Origin of the sequence: Legionella nautarum, assembly GCF_001467895.1 — a bacterium.
Taxonomy (GTDB): domain Bacteria; phylum Pseudomonadota; class Gammaproteobacteria; order Legionellales; family Legionellaceae; genus Tatlockia; species Tatlockia nautarum.
Genome location: NZ_LNYO01000024.1, coordinates 579,751 through 604,492 on the forward strand (window position 1 = coordinate 579,751; position 24,742 = coordinate 604,492).

Below are 24,742 nucleotides of genomic sequence, written 5' to 3' on the forward strand. Positions count from 1 at the left end.
AAAAGTAGGTATGAAAGATGCTTCTACTTTTCTAGAATAACGAATAGGGGAACTTTGTGAACAATGTAGAACAATTCTTGTCACCAAGGATGGGGCGAGTTGAGCAGATTCATTTTGTTGGCATAGGTGGTGCTGGTATGTGTGGCATCGCAGAAGTACTACATAATCAAGGCTATAGGATCACTGGTTCTGATCTGAGTGACAGCCGTGTAGTGCAGCGCTTACAGTCTTTAGGGATTAGAGTCTATATTGGCCATCAAGTTGAAAATATAGAGGGTGCCGATGTGGTGGTGAAATCCACCGCTGTTGAAGCGGACAACCCTGAAATTGTAGCGGCTCAAGAAAAATCAATTCCCGTCATTCCTCGCGCCGCGATGCTTGCGGAGTTAATGCGTTTCCGTCACGGTATTGCCATTGCCGGTACCCATGGAAAAACAACCACAACGAGCCTTGTGAGTAGTGTCTTAGCCGAAGGCGGCTTAGATCCCAGTTTTGTTATTGGAGGAAAACTAAATAGTTGTGGCTCCAATGCCCAGCTAGGCAAATCAGCGTATTTTGTGGCAGAAGCCGACGAAAGTGACGCCTCATTTTTATTCTTAAAACCTATGATGGCCGTAGTAACCAATATTGATGCCGATCATATGGGAACCTATGAGGATAATTTTGATAAGTTACGCAATACTTTTATTGAGTTTTTACATCATTTACCTTTCTACGGACTTGCGGTTCTTTGCCTTGAAGACGAAGAAGTTCGCAATATCATTCCGTTAGTACAACGTCCAATACGAACCTACGGCTTCCGCGAAGATGCCCATTATCGTGCTTTCGAATGGACCCAAAACGGCTTATTAAGCGAATTTAAAGTACAACGTCCAGCACCCCATGGCCCTTTAACTATTCAATTTAACTGGCCGGGACGCCATAATGTGCTTAACGCTTTAGCCACTATTGCTATCGCAACTGAGCTGGGTGTAAGTGATGAAGCGATTATTAATGGCTTGCTTAAATTCCAAGGGGTAGGTCGACGTTTCCAAATGCTTGGGGAGAAACGTTTTGAACATGGTTCGGCCATTGTTGTCGATGATTATGGACATCATCCCCAAGAAATCAGAACGACTATTGATGCTTTCCGTCGTGTTTGGCCCGACAAACGTTTGATTCATGTGTTTCAACCACATCGATATAGTCGTACACAATCCTTATTTGATCAATTTGTGAATGTACTCTGCTTAGCTGACGAGTTACTGCTATTAGATATTTATTCAGCTGGAGAGACAGCAATTCCTGGATTGACGAGTGAAACTTTGTTACAGCAAATTAACCAGAAACGGCCTAATGCCCGGCTAGTTACATCCCAAAATCTCACGGATGTCCTCAATGAATTGATTAGAGATGGAAACGTTATTTTAATGCAGGGCGCCGGTAATATTGGTCAAATGGCACTTAATCTGATGCAGACAATGAGAGAATCAGCGTGAACAGATCAGAAGAAATCGCTCCAAGCCTAGGCTCTTATCAAGGACAGCTACTTTTCAACGAGCTTTTAGCTGATTATACTACCTGGCGTGTTGGAGGAAGGGCAAAAAAGCTCTATAAACCTGCAGGCATTGCTGATTTGGCCCTGTTTATTAAACAGCTCCCTAAAGAAGAATCGCTATTATGGTTGGGTCTGGGTTCTAATTCTCTAATCCGAGATAGTGGATTTGCTGGAACAGTGATATTAACCCAAGGATGCCTGAAAGAAATTAGTTTGCTGGGCGAAGAGTTAGTCTATGTCGAGGCTGGGGTTTCTTGCGCTACAATGGCGCGCTTTTGTGCTCGGGCGCATCTTGAAGGCGGTGAATTTTGGGCTGGCATTCCGGGTACGATGGGTGGTGCGCTGCGGATGAATGCCGGCTGTTTTGGTGGTGAAACTTGGCAAACCGTTGTTGAAGTCAAGACCATGACTCGTGATGGCGAAATAAGAGTGCGTAAACCCGAAGAGTTCGACATTGCTTATCGTCATGTTTCTGGGCTAGAAAATGAATGGTTTATCGCAGCAACTTGTCGTTTAGCCCGGGGACAAAAAGAAAAGTCGCTGCATCTAATCAAAGAATTATTGGCGCATCGTGCAGAGACTCAACCAACTAGCGAATATAATTGTGGCTCTGTTTTTAGAAATCCTCCGGGTAATTTTGCTGCCCGGCTTATTGAATCCTGCGGATTAAAAGGCAAGCAATTAGGCGGTGCTGTGGTTTCAACAAAACATGCCAATTTCATAATTAATCAACAAGGTGGCGCCTCAGCGAGCGATATTGAATCCCTCATTGAATTAGTGCGTGATACTGTGCATCAGACGACAAATATCGATTTAATTCGTGAAGTGCACATCATTGGAGAACTTTAATGTCAAAAATAAACCTAGTGTTGCTCTATGGTGGCAAGTCTGGTGAACATGAAATTTCATTAATTTCTGCAGCGTCAGTATTAGCGCATTTGGATGCTAATAAATATCATATTATCCCTGTTGGAATGGATAAAGAGGGACGGTTTTACCAAAACGATTACCAAGAGTTGCTGGCTTATAAAGAGAGCCTCCCTGTGGTGACACCACGCTCACGTCCACTCGCAAGCTTATTAGTTGATGGACAGCTTGCTGTTGAGGCTGAGGTCGTTTTCCCCGTCGTCCATGGCCCTCTCTATGAAGACGGTTGTTTACAAGGGCTCTTGAAATTAGCCGGCGTCGCTTATGTGGGTTGCGATGTGCTCTCCTCGGCGATTAGTATGGATAAAGATATGGCACGCCGTCTTGCCTGCAACAATGAAATACGCTCAGCACGGTATCGGCTATTATCTTGGCATAGTTCAGCGCAGGAAAAACAACAATTTTGTCAGCAAGTCGTAGCCGAGTTAGGTTGGCCCTTATTTGTTAAACCTTGCTCATTAGGCTCAAGTGTTGGTATTCATAAAGTAAAAAACAATGAAGAGCTTGCTAGAGCCATTGAAGATGCTTTACGTTATGATGAAACTATTTTAGTAGAAGAATATATTTCAGGAAAAGAAATTGAATTAGCCGTTCTTGAAGCGACAGTGCCTTTTACTGTACCAAGAGTAAGTCTAGCGGGTGAAATTTGTGTTAATCATGCCGATGGATTTTATTCTTACACGGCAAAATATTTGGAAAGCAATCAAACGGAATTACATGTTCCGGCAAAACTTGACGAAGGGATAACAAAGCAATTACAAGGAATTGCTGCTGAAATTTTTACGCGGTTAAAATGTAGAGGAATGGCGCGTGTTGATTTCTTTGTCAATGAACAAACTGGTGGTATTTATTTCAATGAAATCAATACGTTACCAGGCTTTACATCGATTAGCATGTATCCAAAATTATGGCAAGCTAGTGGTTTAAGATATCCGGAACTATTAGATGAATTGGTCAGCTTAGCAATGACGCATCAACGTTGTCGTCAGCAATTAGTCACCAGTTATCAGTAGAAATAGATAGGGAAAGGAATGGATGGGTGCTGAGACTGGGCGCTTGCGCAATACAGGCTTTTTAATGCTCTTAGTGGCTGCGGCCTTTATTTTGGTGGCGAAGCTACTCTATTCCTATGCGTCAGACCCGCAGCGATTCCCTATCAATACCGTTAAAATTGTAGCAAGTTATCAACACATAACTCATAAGCAGCTTGAGTCAATTTTAACGGGCTATTTAAGTTCAAGTTTTTTTACTCTTTCGGTACATCGCTTGTATGCCGATTTAGCTGCGCTTGATTGGGCCAATAAAGTTCAGATTGAGCGACTATGGCCAGATACGCTAAAAATTACTCTAGTTGAAAAAATTCCAGTCGCAACTTGGAACGATGGGCTAATGACTGAAGAGGGTGAAATCTTTAATAAAGGGGGGGCATTGTCGGATTCCTCGTTGCCTCATTTCATTGGACCTATTAATCAGCAGAAAGAAGTCTTACAAGTTTATAAAAAAATGAGTAAGATATTATCAATCTATGGATTACACGCAGCTGCATTAGAATGGCGAAATAATCATGCCTGGGAACTTACCCTGGCAAATGGTTTGCAGTTGCACTTAGGTAAACGAGATTTAGATACGCGGATAATACGATTCTGCAAAGCTTATCCTGCTGTATTTGCAGAGCGAGCAGATCAATTAGCAAGTGTTGATTTACGGTATCCGCGAGGTATGGCGGTGCAATGGAAAAATAAACAAGTTAACGCTTGATTAAAAAAGACTGAACGGGAAGATAATGGCAAAAAAAATAGAAAAAAATATCATCACCGGTTTAGATATTGGAACTTCCAAAGTCGTTGCGCTCATTGGTGAAGTAACTGCAGATGGTGCAATTGAAATTATTGGTATAGGAAGTCATCCTTCCCGCGGGTTAAAACGTGGTGTTGTTGTCGACATTGAGGCAACAGTCAATACAATTCAGCGAGCAGTTCAAGAGGCTGAACTCAAAGCCGGTTGTGAAGTGCACACCGTTTACGCAGGTATTGCCGGTAGTCATATTCGTAGTTTGAATTCACATGGTATCGTGGCGATTCGTGATCTGGAAGTTTCTCAAGCAGATGTTGAGCGAGTCATCGATGCGGCTAAAGCGGTCGCAATTCCGGCTGATCAAAAAATTCTTCATATCTTACCGCAAGAATTTATTATCGATAACCAGGGTAGTATTCGAGAGCCGGTTGGTATGGCTGGCGTTCGTTTAGAAGCAAGAGTCCATATTGTGACGGGTGCAGTGAGTGCTGCGCAAAATATTGCTAAATGTGTTCGTCGCTGCGGTTTGGAAGTGAACGATATTATCCTCGAGCAGCTTGCTGCAAGCCATGCTGTGCTGACTGATGACGAAAAAGAACTTGGTGTTTGTTTGATTGATATTGGTGGCGGAACGACAGATATTGCCGTCTTCGCTGAAGGCGCGATTCAATATACAGCGGTTATTCCGATTGCTGGTGATCAAGTTACGAATGATATCGCAATGGCTTTACGCACGCCTACCAAAGCGGCCGAAGCGATTAAAATTTCTCATGCCTTTGCAATGCCAGAATTAGCAAGTGCTAGTGAAATGCTAGAAGTTTTAAGTGTGAGCGAAAGGCCGGGGCGAAAAATTTCAGCTAAAGTGCTTTCCGAAGTGGTGTCCGCTCGTTATGAAGAGTTATTTTCTTTAGTTCGCAATGAATTAATACGCAGTGGTTTTGAACAAAGAATCGCAGCAGGCATGGTGATGACAGGAGGCGGTTCATGTATCAAAGGTGCAATTGAATTGGCCGAGATGTGTTTTGAAATGCCAGTACGCCAAGGCTGTGCTCATCATGTTTCAGGTTTGGTTGATGCAACTACAAATCCTTCATTAGCGACAGGAGTAGGTTTATTACTTCATGGCTATCAACAACAATACGAAGGTGGTTACAATGGTTCAAACTTGAGCGATAATAGCAAAGGCATGTGGGCTCGGATGAAAGAATGGTTTCACGGTAATTTTTAGTTGTATCTAATTGAAGAATTTTAGTGGGGAGAGGTCTAATGTTTGAATTAACGGAAAGTCAACAAGACAATGCCGTGATTAAGGTTGTTGGTGTTGGTGGTGGCGGTGGTAATGCTGTTGAACATATGGTGGCAGAAAAAATTGATTTTGTTGAGTTTATTTGTGCTAATACAGACGCTCAAGCCCTAAAAAATTCGAATGCAAAAATTCATATCCAATTAGGAGACGAATTAACTAAAGGCTTAGGTGCTGGCGCCAATCCTAAGATTGGTCGTGAAGCTGCAGAAGAAGATCGAGATAGAATTCGAGACGTGCTAGTAGGCGCGGATATGGTATTTATTACTGCCGGCATGGGTGGTGGCACAGGTACTGGGGCAGCACCTGTTTTTGCAGAAGTAGCAAAAGAATTAGGTATTCTTACGGTTGCAGTGGTTACGAAGCCCTTTTCCTTTGAAGGAAAGCAACGTGCACTTGCTGCAGAAGAAGGAATTCGACGCTTAGCGGAACAGGTCGATTCCCTAATTACTATTCCTAATAACAAATTATTAAGCGTCCTAGGTAAAAATATTAGCCTAGTTAATGCGTTTAAGGCGGCAAATAATGTGCTTTTAGGTGCAGTAAAAGGTATTTCCGATTTGATTACTCGTCCTGGTTTAATCAACGTCGATTTTGCCGATGTTCGCACTGTCATGTCAGAAATGGGCATGGCAATGATGGGAACAGGTAGTGCTACGGGGGAACAAAGAGCTCGTCAAGCGGCAGAAGCGGCGATTGCCTCTCCTCTGTTGGAAGATGTCAATTTCTCTGGCGCACGGGGCATTTTAGTCAATATCACTGCTGGATTAGATATGTCTATCGGTGAATTTGAGGAAGTCGGTGATGTGGTAAAAGAGTTTATTTCTGATGATGCAACTGTTGTTGTGGGAACGGTTATCGATCCCAATATGACTGATGAAATGCGAGTGACAGTTATTGTTACTGGTTTGGGTGACGCACGAGGTCGCGGCCAGCAACAAACACTAGCTAAAGCTCGTATGATGGAGTCAACACGTAGCGACGGTTCTCTTGATTATCAGCAGCTTGATCGACCAGCTGTGATGCGTAAGCAAGCTGCTACACCAGTAAAATCAGCCGGTGAATTTTCAATTCCTGATGTTGATTACCTGGATATCCCAGCGTTCTTGCGGCGACAAGAAGAACAAGTGGAGTGACTAAGAACGGCTCTGTCCGTTCTTAAGTAGTACCGATAAACTGTAACAGCTAGTAGACGTTGTTTTAATTAAGCATTACCTAAATTGCTTTACTTCGTTTGCAAAAAAGTCAGTTCGGTTTTATTTGAACAAGGTATGCACTTAGCTTGTTAGGTAGCATGAGAAAATTAGACAGCCCAATAAATTGCTGCTATGATTCCGCCGTTTATTGCGCTTAAAATATGGGATATCTGAAAAGGTGAACACTGAATGATAAAACAAAGAACTCCTAAGAAAGTCATTCAAGCAACAGGGGTTGGGTTACACACCGGGGAAATGGTCTATCTTACCCTACATCCTGCTCCCATTAATACCGGTATCATTTTTAGGCGTACTGATTTAGATCCAGTGGTTGAAATTCCTGCTCTATATGATCAGGTTGGCGATACCATGCTGTGCACCTCTCTACAAAAAGATGGGGTAAAGGTAGCGACTGTCGAACATTTACTTTCCGCTTTCGCGGGGTTAGGAATTGACAATGCTTATGTGGATGTCAATGCGGCCGAGCTTCCTATTATGGATGGCAGTGCAGCGCCTTTTGTGTTCCTGATTCAATCTGCTGGCATTCGCGAACAAAGTGCAGCGAAGCGCTTCATTCGAATTTTAAAACCTATCCGTGTAGAAGATAAGGGCAAATACGTACAATTTTTGCCCTATAACGGTTGCAAGGTTTCGTTTACGATAGATTTTGATCATCCAGTTTTTAATGATAAACCCCAAACAGCTACTTTCGATTTCTCAACCACCTCTTATGTAAAAGAGGTTTGTCGGGCGAGAACCTTTGGTTTTCTGTCTGATTACGAAAAACTGAGGGAATGTGATTTGGCCAAAGGCGGCAGCTTAGATAATGCCATCGTTGTGGATAATTATCGAGTGCTCAATGAAGACGGTTTACGCTTTGAAAGCGAATTCGTGACTCACAAAGTGCTGGACGCAATCGGAGATATTTACCTCTTAGGCTGTGGATTAATCGGTGCTTTTGAAGGCTACAAGTCAGGTCATGGTCTCAATAACCGCTTATTACGCGAATTAATGGTACGCCAAGATGCCTGGGAATATACCTACTTTGATGCAGAAAATTATCAACCTAATTTCGTTGTTGATATGCTCCCGGCCGAAGCATAATACTTAATAGCTCACTTCCTTACGTTGTTCGGGCTCCCGTGTTGTCATTCGATCCTAGGGCGTCATCTCGAGTGTAGCGAGAGAGCTGAGGTATCCCTTCGAAGTTATTGTCATCCACAGCCTTTGCAGGGATGACAATTTATTCACTCAGATTCCTGTTCAAAAAAACAAGAGATACCTCAGTGCGGGGATGACGTACGTAGCTAAGGCTATTATTCCCCCTTAGCCCTAGCTAAATGATCCAAGGCTATTTTTAATGGTGGATAAGTACAAAGTTCACTGGCTGTGCGAATATTATCGCGAGCGGATGAGGAGAGTTTTGTTTGCTTAGCTTGTTTATCGGCAATGATTTGATCAACCTGGTCAATGACAGCAATCTTGATTGAAGTTAATTGATACAATCCCTCTTTTCTTAACTTATCTCGCAAATCCGGAACAGTGTATCGAAGCTCTGTGGCCCAAGAGGCATTGCTAGTCGTAATTAACAAGCAGCCTTTATTAAATGAACCAGCCTGGCAATGATTGCCTAAAGGCGAGGGTAAATGATCTTTGAGTTTACGATTTAATTCGTCTAATTGAACTGCCTGCTGACAGATAGTTAATAACTGCGCATTTAAACAACGATTGATAGGCCGAATCATAATAATTGGTTTAGATCCTACAAAAGCCTAGCATAGCAAATTTATAGCATCTGAAATATACTCATGGGACTTGAAGTTTTAGGTTTAAACTAGTTTTTAGCTAAGAGGATAAAGATGGCAGAGAGCAATGTGGTATATTTGGCAAGACTTCATTGGGTTCTCTTTTTTTGGCCAGTTGTACTTGCTTGCGTTGCAATGTTGATTGGCATAGAAATTCATCAGCTCAAAGAGGTAGCGCTTTTTTTTCTGCTGTTTGCTTTGGTTTGGGGGATAATGAATTGGGTTAACTATCATTTCGCTTCTCTCACAATCAAGAAGAAACAGGTTATTTTGCGCACCGGGATCTTAGTAAGACAAACCATCGATATTCCTTTGACTAAAATTGAAACCATTGATATTAGACAATCGGTTCTAGGAAGTATCTTTCGCTACGGCACACTCATTATTACTGGTACAGGTGGAACCCGACAGATGATAAACTTTCTCGACAAACCCCTGACTTGTAGACGTTATATCGAGCAGCTCATGCATGAACAATGAGCATTGGTCTAAGGATTTTTTTAAGCAAAAAATTATATCGCGCTCTTCTCTAGGTGAAGGAAGGCCGCATCATCTTGAATTAATTGAGCTCAGCGACCAAAGCAAATGGGTTTGTAAGAAATTTGATACGCAAACTTGGTTGGGTCAAGTCGAGGAGTCCAATCTCGAATTAACTGAAGAGCTAGCCGCAACAGTTGCTGCCGAGCTTGGAATTACTTTTGCCGCCTACAAAAAAAATAATAAGTTTGTTTTCATCGTAGATGGTGCTAAAGCAATCATACACCCCTACTGTGAAGGTCAAGTGATAGAGGCAGTCAACGAAGAACAAGCCTTTGTATTGGGTGAAATCTTAGCCCAATTGCATTTAGTTCATCATCTACCGCAAAAAGCAGCACAAGCCCTCCCCTCAATTCTACTACCAGAAGACAATGATTCTCCTGTTTGGCTACAAGAACTCATTAGTTTCTGTAATGACAATGCGCAATATCAAGCAGAAAACTGGGTGTTTAGCCATCGTGATATTCATGCTGAGAATATAGTTTGGCGTGAAAAAAAAACGCCGCATTTGCTTGATTGGGAAAGCGCGGGCCTTATTCATCCGGCTATTGAACTCATTGGACTTGCTGAAAATTGTTCAGGGCTTGCCTATGGAGATTTTCAAGCACAGCGTTTTCGTGCCACCCTGATAGGCTATGGTCAGCGCACCAGAACTTTGCCTCAAATGAATCCTAAATTATGGATGCTCAGCTTTCATACCTGGCTTCTTTGGTATAGCTATTGTTTACAGCACAACAGAGTAGAAGAGGCGAAATATACGCGCGAGCTTATTGAATTTATCAAGGAAAATCTTCCTAAAATGCAGAAAATTTATTCAGATTGTCAGTCTTTTTTTAATAACTCTATTTGAGAATAATACTATGAAATTAATTGACTTACGCAGTGATACGGTCACTAAGCCGAGTAAGGCAATGTTAAGCGCGATGATGAATGCGGAAACAGGGGATGATGTTTATGGCGAAGATCCAACCGTAAAACGTTTAGAGAGCATAATTGCTGAGAGAGCCGGTATGGAGGCGGCCGTATTCGCAGCTTCAGGCACACAGACGAATCTGATGGCTATAATGGCTCATTGTGAACGAGGGGACGAATATATTGTGGGCCAAACAGCACATACTTATATGTCGGAAGGTGGTGGCGCTGCTGTTTTAGGGAGCATTCAACCGCAACCTATTGAATTTGAAAAAGATGGCAGCTTAGCACTCGATAAGATTGCTAGGGTAATTAAACCACTTGACTACCATTATGCCCAAACCAAGTTACTTTGTTTGGAAAATACAACGGCGGGCAGAGTTTTATCCCTCAATTATTTAAGAGAGGCGAAACGATTTTGTGAGCAAAATAAACTGAATAATCATCTCGATGGAGCGAGAGTATTTAATGCGGCTGTCAAATTAGGTGTAAATCTCAACGAAATTAGTTCTAATTTTGATTCAATTTCTATTTGTTTATCTAAAGGACTAGGGACTCCCGTGGGATCCATTTTATGTGGTCCAGGCGAGCTCATTAAAAAAGCAAGACGCTGGCGTAAAGTCCTCGGTGGCGGAATGCGCCAAGCAGGTATTTTAGCAGCTGCAGGAATTTATGCTTTACAACATAATATTGAGCGTTTGAGCGAAGATCATGAGAATGCTGCCTATTTTGCTCAAGCATTAGCAGAGATCGATGAAATCGAAGTAGATCTTGCTTCCTTGCAAACTAATATTTTATTTATTCAGGTGAAAGGTGATTATTTTGCTTTGCGGGATTATTTATTTACTAGAGGCATTTTACTTGCTGAACAGCCTAATAAAATGGGTAAGCTAAGATGTGTAACGCACTTGGATGTATCGAGGGTTGATTTAAGGGAAGTTGTTAAGCAAATAAAGTCTTTTTATACAAAGTAAGGGAAGGATCTATTGAGGCAGCATTCTATCATTGCCAATTCCTTACATGAGGTTTCTCATCAGGCTATTTCTCCTTTCATCTGAATGTAGCGAGGGATTGCTGCCTGGGCTCCAATTGTCCCTGCGAAGATAGGTTGACAACAAACTTGTGGACAACTCTGTAGGCCCAGTACAATTATTAAATCAATTTATATCATTTTTTAACAGCAGAAAATTGATTTATTCATTGCCAATAATAAGGTTTTTTTTCAAAAGAATGAGTTTATTTGATTGTATAAAAACTTAGTGTGCAACTGTTTTTCACTTGGATTTATCAGCTATAACTTTATTTTTTTCAAGTAAATAATCGAAGAAATATTTACAATTTTACCACATTTCATTCCTTTCATTTTTAATCCCGATTTTATAAACTGATCCTGATTTGAAAAAATTAAGAGGATCTAATGAGAAAAATTCAAATTGAGAGGAAGCTATTTGAATTATTTGGTTATAAATTTTTAGTCTTTGAGAATTTCGAAGATAGCGATCTCAATATTGATGATGAATTTACTTACAAAGATGACAATAAGGAGAAGTTAGTTGATATTTTTGTAGCTAATAAATTTTATTCAATTTGGAGCGATGAAAGACGTCATAATGCGAGTATAATTTGTGCATGCCATGGAAACCTCAATTTGATTATTAATTTTTTAAAGAAAATTGGTGTATCTACGGAAAGTTATGCTACTTTTAATTGCTATTTACAGGACGGTGAGGATAGTGTTCTTTACCTGACTTCTAAAGAAGCAATGCAGGTTTTTATTAACCATTTATACTCAGAAAAGAAATTAAAAAAATTGTCATTTTCTTCAAATGTATTCCCGCTTAGAAAAGATAAAGTTTCGCAAACATAAATTATTTACTACACGAATTAGTAGGTAAATGAAACAATAAAAAATACTCAATATTTATAGAAAAAAATAGAATTTTTTTATTATCGAAGTAAATAATTTATTCCATTTCTCACATTAATTAGCTCAAATTGAAAGACGAGTATTTTAATAATTCCAGGGAAAAATAAAGCGATTAAGAAAAAAACTAATGAGAGGTTAGCTACAAGCTAGTTCTATGAATTGATTCTTGTAAATCCTCAAGTTTAATAAAAGGATCATACACTTTTTCAGGATTATAAGATTCGGCGTTTTGTGAAGAGGTATATTCGCGGGTTCCTTGATGTCGTACGGAACTATACTTCCCTAGTGTTCTATCTGATGAACTTATAATACCTGGTAGGATGTTTTTTTCAGTGAGTGCAAATTCAATTTCAGCTAACATCTCATTAAACAAACACTCTTGGCCGTTTTGCATATAAATACTAACCTGCATACCGTAATATAAACGTTCGATATCTTTCACAAAATCTTCATTATCCTTTATTTTTTTTAGGTAGGCTTTCATAACCGGGATATCACTAAATTTAAACTGTAATACTTCGTATTTTAATAAGATAGACACAATGGATTGATAGCTCTCACTTAATTGCTCCGGCAAGATACTAAGATATGCTTTCCACCCTGTGCTTAAGGATTGCTGTAGCGAATAATGACGAAAATCCGTAAATAGATCATTACTTGCAGTCTTACTGACAATATAATTACCTATTCTTTTTTCTTTATTTTTTCTGGTTAAAGACTCTAAATTTTTTAAACTATAATCTAATATATCGGGACATCGTTTAGAAAACATAGAAGCTCTCGCGTCTAATATTTATTCGAATTGCCTTTAATTATAATCTAATTTATTAATTTTGTTCTTTAAGTTCAAGTAATCGCCAGAAGGCGGCGTTTTTATGGGAGGGCTTAGGTTTGCAAGCCGCAAATTTCTAATAAATCTTCAGGTTTATTCGCGAGGAAAGTGGGTTGGTATTGTGAAAGAATTTTTTCGGAATTATAGCCCCATGTTACTGCTACGGATTTAACATTATTTTTCATTGCCGCTTCGATATCGCGTGTTTCATCACAAATGTAAAGCAGGTTTGATTTTTCAATATTGTACTTTTTAATGGTTCTTCTTAATAAATATTTTTTAGAAACAAAATTAGATTCATTATGGATAAATTTGAAGAGATGACTCATTTGATGGCTCTCAAGCCACATGATTACATTTTCAATTGAATTAGAGGTTAAAATGCCAAGAGAGAATTCAGCCTGATATAGTTTTTCTATTATAGGATTAATATTGGCAATTGGATTGATGCTAGGCATTTCTTTGTGTAAAAGTTTTCTTATTTGCCGAATGAGTATTGGTATTTTATAAAAGGGAATCTTTAAAAATTTAATCAATTCCTTGGCGGACATTTCTCGTAAATCTTCAATTTCATGTTCTTCAATTTTTCTAAAATGAAATACCTCAGCTAATTCATTCATTTTTTCAACGACGCAATCAAAACTATCAACTAAAGTTCCATCAAAATCAAAGAGTAAATACATAGCTAAATTCCTTTTGTTAGCCGCATTTCTTTTGAATCATGGCCGCGCCCAAGTTTGGCTCATCCTAAGTCTCAGAAATAGGTGCGCAAAGACAGTTATTAGCCATTAGGATTACTCATCCTCCTTTGAAGTATAGTTACAACTTTCATTTGGGCAAATAATTTGACGGCCAGAACGTTTAGTCTCTTTGGCAGTGAGCAAAGGCCAAGCACATTGTGGGCAAGGTTTATCGATGGGTTCATTCCATAGGGCATAATCACATTTTGGATAATTGCCACAGGAGTAAAATATTTTACCTTTACGCGATTTTCGCTTGAGAATCTTAGCACTATGGCATTTAGGGCATTCAACACCAGTATCAGCCGGTTTTTCCAACGGTTCCATATGTTTACATTGGGGATAATTGCTGCAACCTATAAAACGCCCATAACGCCCCATTTTAATATGTAAAGGGCTTCCACAGTCTGAGCAAGTGCGCCCTTCAACGACTTCAGGTTCTGTTTTTTCGCCTTCGTTATTAAGATCTTGTGTATAATCGCATTCTGGATAGCCAGTACAGCCAATAAATCGCCCCCGTTTTCCTAAGCGAATCGCTAAGGGTTTACCACACTTAGGGCATTGCTCATCAAGTGTTTCAGTGGTTACGTCTTTTCGTTGTACCTGCTCGTCAGTCACATGGATTTGTTGAATGAAGGGTTGCCAAAACTCGTCTAAGACAGGAATCCACTCCCTTTCTCCACGTGAGATCGCATCGAGTGTATCTTCAAGCTGCGCTGTAAATTTGTAATCAACATAGCGGGTAAAGTGACCGGTCAGAAAGCGGTTGACTATGCGACCGACATCAGTTGGCACAAAACGTTTTTTATCCACGATGACGTATTCACGCTGTTGTAGTGTGTGAATAATCGAGGCATAGGTGGAGGGGCGTCCAATATCATATTCTTCTAGAGCTTTAACGAGCGAGGCTTCAGAGTAGCGTGGGGGTGGTTCAGTAAAATGTTGATTTGCAAGAATATCCTGCAATTTAATTTTTTCCCCAACGCTTAGAGTGGGTAATAAACCTGCACCTTCTTCGTCTTTGGAGTCATCACGCCCTTCTTCATAAACATTTAGGAAGCCAGGGAAAGTGATGGTCGAGCCATTTGCTCGAAATACATTGCCTTCACCACAGGTCAAATCTACTGCTACGGTATCTACTAATGCTTCAGCCATTTGGCTGGCGACAGTACGTTTCCAAATTAAACTGTACAACTTAAATTGATCCGCAGTGAGTGCTTGCTGCACCATTTCTGGCGTTCGCTTAATAGAGGTCGGGCGAATCGCTTCATGAGCTTCTTGTGCATTTTTTGACTTGGTTTTATAAACACGAGGGCTTTTAGGGCAATTATTTTCTCCATAACGCTGAACAATATAGGAGCGAATTTCTTCAATCGCTTCAGCAGCTAGATTGACAGAGTCAGTACGCATGTAGGTAATTAAACCTGTAGTACCTGTACCAATATCGATTCCTTCATAGAGTTGTTGGGCAACCATCATAGTTTTACGCGCAGTAAAGCCCAACTTTCGCGCTGCTTCTTGCTGTAAAGTGGAAGTAATAAAGGGAGCGGCCGGATTACGTTTGCGCTGTTTCTTTTCAATATTACTAACAACCAAGAAGCCCTGAGCTTGTTTGAGTAAGCTATCTCTCACGCGGTGGGCATGCTCAGCTTCAGTCACTGAAAATTGCTGTAGTTTTTCTTGTTGAAAATGAGTAAGTCGTGCTTCAAAAGGCAGGTTATCATGCTGGCATTGCGCGATAATTCGCCAATATTCTTGGGAAACAAATTGTTCTATTTCTTCTTCACGTTCAACAATCAAACGCAGAGCTGGACTCTGCACTCGACCAGCAGAGAGACCTCGGCGAATTTTTTTCCATAGTAAGGGTGAAAGATTAAAACCCACTAAATAATCTAACGCACGTCTTGCCTGTTGTGCATTGACCAAATCCATGGAAATTGAGCGAGGATTTTTTATCGCATCTTGGATTGCTGATTTGGTGATTTCATTGAAAAAAATACGGTGTACTTCTTTATCTTTTAGCAAATTTCGCTCTTTCATTAACTCATAAACATGCCAAGAAATCGCCTCGCCCTCGCGATCAGGGTCGGTTGCTAATAAGAGTGAATCAGAGGTTTTTAAAGCTTTTGCAATCGATTCGATATGACGAGCATTCTTCTCAATCGGGCTATAAATCATTGCAAATTCTTGATCTGGTTTCACTGAGCCTTTTCGTGGGGGCAGATCGCGCACGTGGCCATATGAGGCCAAGACATCGTAATCTTTGCCCAAATACTTTTGTATAGTTTTAGCTTTCGCAGGAGACTCTACGATAACCAGGTGTTTGCTCATTGACTTTCCTTTTGTTGCTATCAATGCAGTGGTAACTTATCTTCTTTTTGGTATAGCACAAGATCAAGAAAAGCAAGTTGAGCAGCATCTAGATTTTCAGCAAGTGTATTACGAATAGTCCATTTTGTTTCTTGCAAAGTAACAAAACGCGATTCTGAGAAAAGCAACTGATTAATAATTAATTCTAAGGTTTCAGGTGCCAAAATACCCCAAAGCATTAAGCGTGTTAAAAATTGGTAACTCGCTTTGGTGAATTTTTGTTTTTCATCATCAGTGAATACGCGCATAGCGGTCTGCTGTGCGGATTTAAGGATAAGAGTTCGACTTTCAAGTGTAGAGGCATCAAAAAGATCAGGGTCTTCCTGGTCATTTTGAGCATTCGCTTTACCATTTTCTTTTAATTGAGATAAACTTTTTTCAAAAAAATGCATTAACATTTCAAACAAGCTATCTTTCATATGAACACCTCATGTAACCGCCGGGGACTGCTTTAATTGTGCCCTCGATTTCTAATGTAGCCAAGCCACAAGCTACCTCTTCAACACTTAAACCACTCCGCTTAACAATTTGATCTACTGTTGTTATTTCAAAGCCAATGCACTTTACTAGGTTTTTGTTATCTCTGGCAAGGGATTGTGTCGCATTAGTTTGCTTTATTGTCAGATTTAATCCTAGTTCTTCGAGCACCTCTTGACTTGACGTGACTAATTTGGCTCCTTGCTGTAGTAGATGATGACATCCACGGGCTTGCGGATTGTGAATCGAGCCTGGTACCGCGAAAACGTCGCGATTTTGCTCCAATGCGAGTCGCGCTGTAATCAAAGAGCCACTTTGAATTGCTGCTTCAACAACCAATGTGGCCAACGATAAACCACTTATTATACGATTTCTACGGGGGAAATGTCCAGCATTGGGTATGGCTTGCAAGGGGAATTCGCTAATTAGCAAGCCTTTTTCGCAAATTTTATGGGCTAAATGAAGATGCTGGCGTGGATAAATAGAATCGATTCCTGTCCCTAAAACGGCAATAGTTCGCCCCTTTGCTTCTAGACAACCTTTATGGGCTTGTGCATCTACCCCTAGGGCTAAACCGCTTACAATAGTCAGTTCTGTTGAGGCTAGCTCAAAGGCTAGATGCCAGGCGGTTTCCATACCTGTTATGGAAGGTTTGCGACTCCCCACGATGGCAATAGTTGCTTGCTGTAAGCAAGACAATTCGCCACGTAGATATAAAATAGGTGGTGGGTCATATATTTCTTTTAGTAGAGAGGGGTATTCGGGGTCATCCCAGCTCAGTAAATGGTGGTTGTCGGATTCTTGCCAGGCTAAGTCTTCCTCGATGTCAGCAAGATTGAATTGGGTAATTGATTCGGCAAACTGCTCAGAAAGACCGGCTTGTTGCAATTGTTTAGTGTTTAATTGAAACATTTCCTCAAGTTGAGGCCAATGTGCCAAAAGCTTTAAGATCGTTCTTGGGCCGATTTGCTTGATTCGATTAAGAGCAAGAAAATAGTATTTGTTATCCATAAATGCATCCATAGATGCAAGATGAAAGTCAATTTTCATTGACCTAAATATCGACATCTTGCAGCTTTGCGAGGTATTGGCGATAATAGCATGTATTATTCGCAATAAAATAGGAATTTATGGCACTTCGTAAAATTATTTATTTGCCTGATGAAAGGTTACGACTAGTTGCAAAACCAGTAGAACATTTTAATGACGAACTACAAACTTTGATTGATGATATGTTTGAAACCATGTATCACGCAAGGGGAGTTGGGCTAGCGGCACCGCAAATCGGCATTAGTTTACGCCTTTCCGTGATTGATATTGAGGGTGATAAAAAAAATCAACTCGTGTTGATCAATCCTGAAATTATTGCCCGGGAGGGTGAGACTGAATATGAGGAAGGCTGCTTATCCGTACCCGGCGCTTATGACAAAGTGATCCGTGCAAATAAAGTAACTATTCGTGCTTTAGATCGCTTTGGGAAAGAGTATGAAATGAGTGGCGATGGTGTGTTGGGGGAGTGTTTCCAACATGAAATCGATCATCTAAACGGTAAGTTGTTTGTTGATTTGTTGTCTCCGTTGAAGCGTGCAATCGCTCGTCGAAAACTTGACAAATTTAAGCGCCAACATTTACGGAGGCCATGAGTCAGTTGCGCATAGTCTTCGCGGGTACACCGGAGTTCACTCTGCCATGTCTTGATGCTTTGGCAGCCTCAACCTATGAATTGCTCGCCGTATACACTCAACCGGATAGACCAGCTGGCCGCGGTAGAAAGCTACAAGCTTCTGCCGTTAAGAGTTGGGCAATAAACCATCAAGTCCCAGTTTATCAACCACTCAACTTTAAGACCGAGGAAGCTGTTGCCGAACTGGCTGCATTGAAACCGGATTTATTGGTGGTGATTGCTTATGGCCTTATTTTGCCCCAACCGATTTTATCTTTGCCTCGTTTGGGTTGTATAAATGTTCATGCTTCTTTACTGCCACGTTGGCGAGGGGCAGCGCCTATCCAACAAGCTATATTCAATGGGGATCGGGAAACAGGTGTTACGATCATGCAAATGGATATTGGTATGGATACTGGCGACAAATTGACCGAAGTAAGCTGTCCCATCACGGATCATGATACCGCAGGTTCTTTGCACGATAAGTTAGCTGAGCTAGCTGTGGTGCCCTTGCTTGAAACAATCGATGCCCTAGCGGCTGGAACAGCAAAACCACAGGCCCAAGATAATAATCTGGCGACTTACGCACCCAAAATCAAAAAAGAAGATGCTTCCATTAATTGGCAAAAAACAGCGGTTGAAATTGATCGACAAATTCGAGCTTTTAATCCCTGGCCTATTGCCTACACGCAAGCTGACAAAGAGTTGTTGCGCATTCACCGTGCTCATATCGTCGATCTCAACAGCAATGCGACACCGGGAACCATCCTCTCTCTTGATAAAAAGGGCATGTTAGTCGCAACAGCTAAACAGGCAATTATGGTTGAAACAATTCAATTTTCTGGTTCAAGAGTAATGACGATTGCAGACTGGTTAAATGCTGGTCGCTCACAACTTCGGCTTAATTTGGTTTTACAATGAAAAAAAATGAGCGTTTAAAGGCACTAAGTATTTTATTAAAATTAGTTCAAGATCAAATTCCTTTATCGCAGCTGATGCATTCCGAAGAGGATTTATCGCCGCTGTCAAAGGAAATCTGTTTCGGTGTTTGTCGTCATTATTATCGTTTACAAGCCCTAGCGGATTGCTTAATGAATAAACGACCAAAGGCACAGGATGTTTGGCTTGTTATTCTCATTGGCTTGTATCAGCTACATTACATGAAAAAGCCTGATTATGCTGTCGTAAAAGAAACTGTCGCTTTGCTTGAGCAATTAAAAAAGAGTTGGGCAAAGGGGCTAGTGAATGCGGTGCTCAGAGCATTTTGCCGCGAACAGGCTATATTTTTATCTGGCTTAGAAGTGAATGAAGATTTTATTTATGGCCACCCTGCCTGGCTTATTAAGCGATTACAAGTGGATTGGCCACATCATTGGCAAAACATATTGAAAGCGAATGATAGCCATCCACCCATGAGTTTGCGAGTTAATCAGCGTCAGACTTCAAGAAAGCAGTATCTACAGCAATTAGAAGAACTTAATATCCAAGCGAAGCCCCATCTTTATTCTGATGTGGGGATAACGCTGGAAGTTCCTTGTGATGTGCGCGATTTACCTGGTTTTGCTGCGGGCGCGGTTTCGGTACAAGATGAGTCCGCCCAACTAGCCGTATCCCTCCTAGAATTACGACCGGGTCTGCGCGTGCTTGATGCTTGCTGCGCACCGGGCGGCAAAACTTGTCATATTTTAGAAGCAGAGCCTCAATTGGCTGAATCTGTGGCTTTGGATGTGGATGAAAAACGCTTACAACGAGTTGCGGAAAATTTATCACGGCTAAATTTAAAAGCGAAGATCTTGCAAGGCGATGCCCTGCAACCATATAGCTGGTGGGATGGCAAAGCGTTTGATCGTATTCTTCTCGATGCACCTTGTTCGGCAACAGGTGTTATCAGGCGTCATCCAGATATAAGAATATTACGCACTGAAGCCGAGATTTCTAAGGTGGTTGAATTACAACTCCAATTATTGCAAGCTCTATGGCAGTTATTAGCACCTAAGGGCTTACTAGTCTATGCAACTTGTTCCGTAATGAAACAAGAAAATGAGCAACAGATCGCCCGCTTTGTTGCAGACCAAGCAGATTGCCAATTTGCCATGGACAATAAACCTTGGGGGCAAGCGACAGGCCATGGTTGGCAAATATTGCCTAGTGAAACCAATGGGGACGGATTTTTTTATAGTGTGCTGCGGAAGTTGTGATTTAGTGTAGGTTGGGCATTCCCAGATGCTGCTCTCGGTCTTTTTTCAAATTCAGATCCCTGGATTCCACGAACAAGTCGTGGGACGTAGGGATGGAGTTCAGCCGGGGATGGCGTTCAGCCAACAACGTCGAATAAGTCGCGGGAGGTAGGCGGAAGGAGTTTTTATCATTAAGGCAGTGCCATTGTGCCTTGGCCCTACGCTTCGGAAAAAAGGATTCTTCAATAAATGCAAATTAACTGGCCACTGATAATCTTACTATTTTGTCTCTCCTTACCAGGGACTTTTATCGCCATCCCGCGTCTTATTCATCTGTTATTGTCCGATAATAGCGAAGAGCTAAGAGCTCGTATTAGTCGACTTGCAGTGGCTCAGACCTTAATCATGGTGTTGTTGATGAGTTTTGCTGGCACAGTTTTATCTTTACGTACCGGGCTTAATGCTCCCATTTTAGAAGCTTTATTGCTTGGGCAACCGGCATTGAATGCAATACAAAATATAATCCTCCCTGTTTTTCTCTATACTCTCGGCGGATTAGTCGTTTTTTTGGTTTTATATTATGCAATCGTTGGCTCTATTCTCGATGAGCAAACCTTGAGAATAATGAGAAAAATTCGTTCCGTATTGCGCCCTGACGGCTGTATCCTATATGGGGGTGTGGTTGAGGAAGTGCTTGCGCGATGGGGATTGATGAATGTCCTCGCCTTTTTTTCAATTTTATTTTTGGGTCGCAGCACTCCGATGCTCATTTGGGGTGCTATCTTGCTAAGTGGATTATTCTTCGCATTTGGACAATTACCGGCTTATTTAGCTGCAGGTTGTCAGCCTAGCCGACGTTTCATTTATATCACCCTGTTATTAAACTTTTGGCAAGGAATTCTCTTTGGTTGGCTTTTTTGGCAATATGGTTTATTGGCTGCCATCATTTCACATATGCTATTTCATCTCGGTTGGTCTCTGTACGATAAAGCGTAAAAATACTGTAAACCCAACTGCGTTTAATCTTGTCTTAATTTTATTCATGTAATTTGTAATTCTAGATTAAGTATTTTTTTAAGCAGTATATTCCAATGGCCCCGACTTTATTGATGAGCGAATTAGCTAATTTAGCTAAAGCAATCACTGAAAATCCTGATAATTATTATACGAAGGCTGAAACCTTAGCACTAATGAAGCAAGTAAAAATGTTGGCTGCTAAGGGCGATAAAATGGCTCAATATCAATTAGCTCAGCTCTTCCCAAAAAATTCTGATTCCTACTTAAGCTGGATGCAGGCTTCTGCGAAACAAGGGTTTACCAACGCAATGTTAGCTTTAAGCCGGGACTATGCTGAAAATGGCAAAGTATCTGGTTTGCAGAAAGCGGCACAATATATCGTTAAAATTTTAGCTTCAGGAGACAGTTATATAAAATCTGAAGCGAAAGCTTTGATGGAACGCAACCGGTTATTAGACGCTGAAGTACAACGGCAAATGCCGCAAGGAATCGGTAAATCCGTATTCGGTCTTTTTGCCCAAGATGCTAAAACACGAGAAATGGATCAACCTGACCTGCAAAATTCTACAGCACCAACAGCTTAACTCCAACACCGCTTTTATTTGCTTAGTCAGAGCGGCTTATGAAACAATAGTTCATCGTTGCTTTCTTTCTTTTTATGAAAACAGAATTTAAATCGATTCCCATCGAATGGCTACAATCTGGCCGCTACCAACCCAGAGTTAATTTTGAAGCGAACGCATTGCAAGAATTGGCGCAATCGATTGCTACGCAAGGGCTTATTGAACCTTTGGTCGTTAGAGAGCTTGCTAAGGAGCGCTATGAAATCATTGCTGGCGAACGGCGTTGGCGGGCTGCAATGCTTGTCGGTTTAGCTGAGTTACCTTGTCTCATTGGAAACTACAGCGATGAGCAGGCTGCAGCAGTTACTTTGATTGAAAATATTCAACGCCAAAATTTAAACCTAATCGAAGAAGCGACAGGCTATCGCCGTCTTCTTGATGAATTTCATTTTCACCAAGAAGAAATAGCTAGTTTAGTCGGTAAATCACGTAGCCATATCGCTAATATTTTACGTTTATTGACACTTTGCGAACCTCTGCAGCAGCGATTAAGAAACGAACAACTCTCACTTGGGCATGCGCGTGTGTTGGTGGGATTGCCTCCAGCTCAGCAAATCTCATTAGCAGAACAGACAGAGCAAAATGAGTGGTCTGTCAGGCAGCTCGAAAAAAAAGTAAAGGAACTAAAAACAAATGAACCTCTTAAAGCAAATGCCAGAAAAGATCGAGATATCGAGCGATTACAAATAAAGCTAGCTGAACAAATCGGAGCGCCTGTCCAAATTATCAATGACCACGGCGAAGGCGGTTGGTTACAACTAAAATTTTTCGATAATGATACCCTGGCAGGGCTTTTGGAGAGGATGGGCTTGCGTTATGATTAAGCATTTTTCCCAAGTCGCTTGGGTGCTTTTATTAATACTTTTAAACTAAGGAACCCAAATCGATGAAAAGGATGTTGTCGGGATTAGCGTGTGCTTTTTTATCGGTCTCCGCAAATGCTAGCATTCAAAGTGGTGCCGATCGGTTAATCGATGCAATCGATCCAACAATGAATATCGGTATAGAGGTTGTTGATGTAACTACTGGTGCAACGCTTTTTAGCCGTAATCGATCACGCACCTTTATTCCCGCTTCTAATATGAAGCTCTTTTCAGATGCTGCTGCGTTAATGGTCTTGGGTCCTGATTATCGTTTTAGAAATCAGCTAAGTACGAATGCGACCCAGTTGCAGCAGGGTGCTTTGAAAGGCTCTTTGTATCTTCATTTATCGGGGGATCCTTCCTTTAGTCATGAACGCCTTGCTACGCTGATTGCAGGCTTGAAAGCTTGGCACATTAATCACATTCAAGGTAATGTCTATATTGATAGCAGCCATGCTGTAGCTAATCCTTATCCTCCTGGTTGGATGGCAACGGATTTAGTGTATAGCTATGGCGCACCTGCTGCTCCTTTAATCATTGATACCAATCGTCTAATGGTCACGGTTAATCCCGCGGATAAACCCGGGGAACCGGCTGTCATCGAAACGGATGATGCCAGCGGCAGTATTAGTATCAACAATCAGGTAAAAACCAAAGCCAGTTCAGCGCATTGTGGTGTCGATTTTTCAATGGATAAGGATAACCATTTAACGGTTCGCGGTTGTGTTGGAGTCGGCCAATGGGCTGTCATGCAGAAGATGGCAATTCGCAATCCTCTCAGCTATGCACAAGGTCTAGTTAAACGGCAACTGAGTGAAGCTAATATCGCTTTTGAGGGTGAGGTGATGCTAGGTAAAGCACCTTCAGGCTCGTTATTAATTGCAACCGAAACTTCTAAACCTATTTCGCAACTAATGGCTGATACCCTGAAACCTTCCGACAATTTGTACGCAGACTCTTTGTTTTTACACGCTGCAGAAAAATTAAATGGATCGCCGGTCGATTGGGGCGATGCGCAGTTCATTGTCAAGAAATTCATTCAGCAACAAACCGGCATTGAACTAGGTAATGCGGTATTAACGGATGGCTCAGGTTTATCGCGCTATGATTTGCTAACCCCAAATCAGACGGTCAGCTTATTACGCTTTTTATACGAGCGCTTCCCACTGTCCTATGAATACATTGCAGCCTTACCTGTTTCTGGACGAGATGGGACACTGCAACGACGATTTAAAAAACCGAATCAGCAAGATCTGGTTCGTGCTAAAACAGGGACAATGACTGGCGTTGTGAGTCTCTCAGGCTATTTGTATACTGCCAATGCCCACACTTTAGCTTTTGCCATATTTATTAATAACCGGCCTGGGACAAGTCCTTCTATTTCTGGTCGTTACCGTTCGTTAATCGATGCTTTATGTGCTTATTTTTTACAACAAAAACCGGGGAATAATATTTTATCACGAGTATTTTCTTCGAATAAACGTATCAAATTCCAACAAAACCCAACCCAGGCCGAACTCCAACGTGGTCGACAAGCTCGCTGGCGGCGGTTAGAAACAGTCGTTAAACAGGCAATCAAAGGGCAGGCGGTGACTGTCATTTACCGCGGAAATGAGCTTGTATTGAAAGATAATCAAACTGATGCAGCTCGAGTATTGAATGCGCTGCAAGCATTGAGAAAACGATATGCCTTTGCCGTTGCACTATTTGCTCAATCAATGCCGGCTGCAGCCGGAGATAAGCCGTTGTTACTGTGGACTCAGTCTGTAGACTCGCTTGGCCCAGCCCAACGAATATGGATTATTCGTGAGGCTGTCACCTGAGTCCAAATAATATCAAGTAGGAATGGATTCAGTTAGGAATGAATTTTAGATCTACCAATCAGTTCGGGCTGAGGTATCCCCACGAAATGAGGATTTAAGGAATTTGTATTCATTTTATTCCGTTCGGGCTGAGGATCACGCATGGCGGGTGTCTCGAAGCCTGTCCTGAAGCTCTCGAAAGGGCTTGTCCTGAGGTTCTCGAAGGCATGTCCTGAAGCT

General features: G+C 41.4%; 24 protein-coding genes. 18 read left to right on the forward strand and 6 right to left on the reverse strand.

What is annotated here, in order from left to right:
• The first annotated feature begins 56 nt into the window (after window positions 1-56).
• From murC to lpxC, 7 genes are all read left to right on the forward strand, one after another.
• Complete coding sequence (gene murC / locus Lnau_RS14275) at window positions 57-1,478, forward strand: UDP-N-acetylmuramate--L-alanine ligase (protein WP_058505798.1); 1,422 nt, start codon at window positions 57-59, stop codon at window positions 1,476-1,478.
• Window positions 1,475-2,386, forward strand: coding sequence for a UDP-N-acetylmuramate dehydrogenase (gene murB / locus Lnau_RS14280; RefSeq protein WP_058505799.1), 912 nt, complete (start codon window positions 1,475-1,477; stop codon window positions 2,384-2,386). Before murC ends, murB begins: the two co-directional genes overlap by 4 nt.
• Window positions 2,386-3,477 (forward strand): D-alanine--D-alanine ligase family protein, encoded by a 1,092-nt coding sequence (locus Lnau_RS14285; RefSeq protein ID WP_058505800.1) that lies wholly within the window; start codon window positions 2,386-2,388, stop codon window positions 3,475-3,477. Before murB ends, Lnau_RS14285 begins: the two co-directional genes overlap by 1 nt.
• A 22-nt stretch (window positions 3,478-3,499) precedes the next feature.
• Window positions 3,500-4,222 carry a cell division protein FtsQ/DivIB gene (locus Lnau_RS14290; protein ID WP_058505801.1) on the forward strand — a complete coding sequence of 241 codons (723 nt, stop codon included), beginning with the start codon at window positions 3,500-3,502 and terminating at the stop codon, window positions 4,220-4,222.
• 25 nt (window positions 4,223-4,247) lie between these two features.
• Window positions 4,248-5,486: a cell division protein FtsA gene (ftsA, locus tag Lnau_RS14295; protein ID WP_058505802.1), complete on the forward strand. Its 1,239-nt coding sequence runs from the start codon at window positions 4,248-4,250 to the stop codon at window positions 5,484-5,486.
• Between the two features lie 38 nt (window positions 5,487-5,524).
• The gene (gene ftsZ, locus Lnau_RS14300) at window positions 5,525-6,697 is read left to right on the forward strand and encodes a cell division protein FtsZ (RefSeq protein ID WP_058505803.1); all 1,173 of its coding nucleotides are present in this window, start codon (window positions 5,525-5,527) and stop codon (window positions 6,695-6,697) included.
• Between the two features lie 249 nt (window positions 6,698-6,946).
• Complete coding sequence (lpxC, locus tag Lnau_RS14305; RefSeq protein ID WP_058505804.1) at window positions 6,947-7,861, forward strand: UDP-3-O-acyl-N-acetylglucosamine deacetylase; 915 nt, start codon at window positions 6,947-6,949, stop codon at window positions 7,859-7,861.
• 212 nt (window positions 7,862-8,073) lie between these two features.
• Here lpxC and Lnau_RS14310 read toward each other — a convergent pair whose 3' ends face one another.
• Window positions 8,074-8,502, reverse strand: coding sequence for a DciA family protein (locus Lnau_RS14310; protein WP_338011308.1), 429 nt, complete (start codon window positions 8,500-8,502; stop codon window positions 8,074-8,076).
• Between the two features lie 114 nt (window positions 8,503-8,616).
• Between Lnau_RS14310 and Lnau_RS14315 the strand changes: the two genes are divergently transcribed.
• The 4 genes from Lnau_RS14315 to Lnau_RS14330 all read left to right on the forward strand — a co-directional run bounded on the left by Lnau_RS14315 (window position 8,617) and on the right by Lnau_RS14330 (window position 11,878).
• Window positions 8,617-9,042, forward strand: coding sequence for a PH domain-containing protein (locus tag Lnau_RS14315; protein ID WP_058505805.1), 426 nt, complete (start codon window positions 8,617-8,619; stop codon window positions 9,040-9,042).
• Entirely contained in the window at window positions 9,032-9,949 is a 918-nt protein-coding gene (locus Lnau_RS14320) for a phosphotransferase enzyme family protein (protein WP_058505806.1), read from the forward strand. The genes Lnau_RS14315 and Lnau_RS14320 overlap by 11 nt, the downstream gene beginning before the upstream one ends.
• Window positions 9,950-9,959: 10 nt before the next feature.
• Window positions 9,960-10,985, forward strand: coding sequence for a low-specificity L-threonine aldolase (gene ltaE / locus Lnau_RS14325; RefSeq protein WP_058505807.1), 1,026 nt, complete (start codon window positions 9,960-9,962; stop codon window positions 10,983-10,985).
• A gap of 443 nt (window positions 10,986-11,428) precedes the next feature.
• On the forward strand, window positions 11,429-11,878 hold the full coding sequence (locus tag Lnau_RS14330) for a hypothetical protein (RefSeq protein ID WP_058505808.1): 450 nt from the start codon (window positions 11,429-11,431) through the stop codon (window positions 11,876-11,878).
• Window positions 11,879-12,077: 199 nt separating this feature from the next.
• Here Lnau_RS14330 and Lnau_RS14335 read toward each other — a convergent pair whose 3' ends face one another.
• The 5 genes from Lnau_RS14335 to dprA all read right to left on the reverse strand — a co-directional run bounded on the left by Lnau_RS14335 (window position 12,078) and on the right by dprA (window position 17,368).
• Entirely contained in the window at window positions 12,078-12,710 is a 633-nt protein-coding gene (locus Lnau_RS14335; RefSeq protein WP_058505809.1) for a hypothetical protein, read from the reverse strand.
• Window positions 12,711-12,823: 113 nt separating this feature from the next.
• Window positions 12,824-13,453: an HAD hydrolase-like protein gene (locus tag Lnau_RS14340; protein ID WP_058505810.1), complete on the reverse strand. Its 630-nt coding sequence runs from the start codon at window positions 13,451-13,453 to the stop codon at window positions 12,824-12,826.
• 111 nt (window positions 13,454-13,564) lie between these two features.
• Complete coding sequence (topA, locus tag Lnau_RS14345) at window positions 13,565-15,841, reverse strand: type I DNA topoisomerase (RefSeq protein WP_058505811.1); 2,277 nt, start codon at window positions 15,839-15,841, stop codon at window positions 13,565-13,567.
• A 20-nt stretch (window positions 15,842-15,861) separates the two neighbouring features.
• Window positions 15,862-16,299: a DUF494 family protein gene (locus Lnau_RS14350; protein WP_058505812.1), complete on the reverse strand. Its 438-nt coding sequence runs from the start codon at window positions 16,297-16,299 to the stop codon at window positions 15,862-15,864.
• Window positions 16,289-17,368 (reverse strand): DNA-processing protein DprA, encoded by a 1,080-nt coding sequence (gene dprA, locus Lnau_RS14355; protein WP_058505813.1) that lies wholly within the window; start codon window positions 17,366-17,368, stop codon window positions 16,289-16,291. Before dprA ends, Lnau_RS14350 begins: the two co-directional genes overlap by 11 nt.
• 119 nt (window positions 17,369-17,487) lie before the next feature.
• Here dprA and def point away from each other — a divergent pair, with 119 nt between their 5' ends.
• From def to dacB, 7 genes are all read left to right on the forward strand, one after another.
• On the forward strand, window positions 17,488-18,000 hold the full coding sequence (def, locus tag Lnau_RS14360; RefSeq protein WP_058505814.1) for a peptide deformylase: 513 nt from the start codon (window positions 17,488-17,490) through the stop codon (window positions 17,998-18,000).
• Window positions 17,997-18,941: a methionyl-tRNA formyltransferase gene (gene fmt, locus Lnau_RS14365; protein WP_058505815.1), complete on the forward strand. Its 945-nt coding sequence runs from the start codon at window positions 17,997-17,999 to the stop codon at window positions 18,939-18,941. The genes def and fmt overlap by 4 nt, the downstream gene beginning before the upstream one ends.
• Window positions 18,938-20,218, forward strand: coding sequence for a 16S rRNA (cytosine(967)-C(5))-methyltransferase RsmB (rsmB, locus tag Lnau_RS14370; protein WP_058505816.1), 1,281 nt, complete (start codon window positions 18,938-18,940; stop codon window positions 20,216-20,218). The genes fmt and rsmB overlap by 4 nt, the downstream gene beginning before the upstream one ends.
• A gap of 228 nt (window positions 20,219-20,446) precedes the next feature.
• The gene (locus tag Lnau_RS14375; RefSeq protein WP_058505817.1) at window positions 20,447-21,193 is read left to right on the forward strand and encodes a CPBP family glutamic-type intramembrane protease; all 747 of its coding nucleotides are present in this window, start codon (window positions 20,447-20,449) and stop codon (window positions 21,191-21,193) included.
• A gap of 95 nt (window positions 21,194-21,288) precedes the next feature.
• Window positions 21,289-21,798 (forward strand): hypothetical protein, encoded by a 510-nt coding sequence (locus Lnau_RS14380; protein WP_058505818.1) that lies wholly within the window; start codon window positions 21,289-21,291, stop codon window positions 21,796-21,798.
• A gap of 74 nt (window positions 21,799-21,872) precedes the next feature.
• The gene (locus Lnau_RS14385; RefSeq protein WP_058505819.1) at window positions 21,873-22,661 is read left to right on the forward strand and encodes a ParB/RepB/Spo0J family partition protein; all 789 of its coding nucleotides are present in this window, start codon (window positions 21,873-21,875) and stop codon (window positions 22,659-22,661) included.
• 62 nt (window positions 22,662-22,723) lie between these two features.
• Window positions 22,724-24,523 carry a D-alanyl-D-alanine carboxypeptidase/D-alanyl-D-alanine endopeptidase gene (gene dacB, locus Lnau_RS14390; protein ID WP_058505820.1) on the forward strand — a complete coding sequence of 600 codons (1,800 nt, stop codon included), beginning with the start codon at window positions 22,724-22,726 and terminating at the stop codon, window positions 24,521-24,523.
• Window positions 24,524-24,742: the final 219 nt, after the last annotated feature.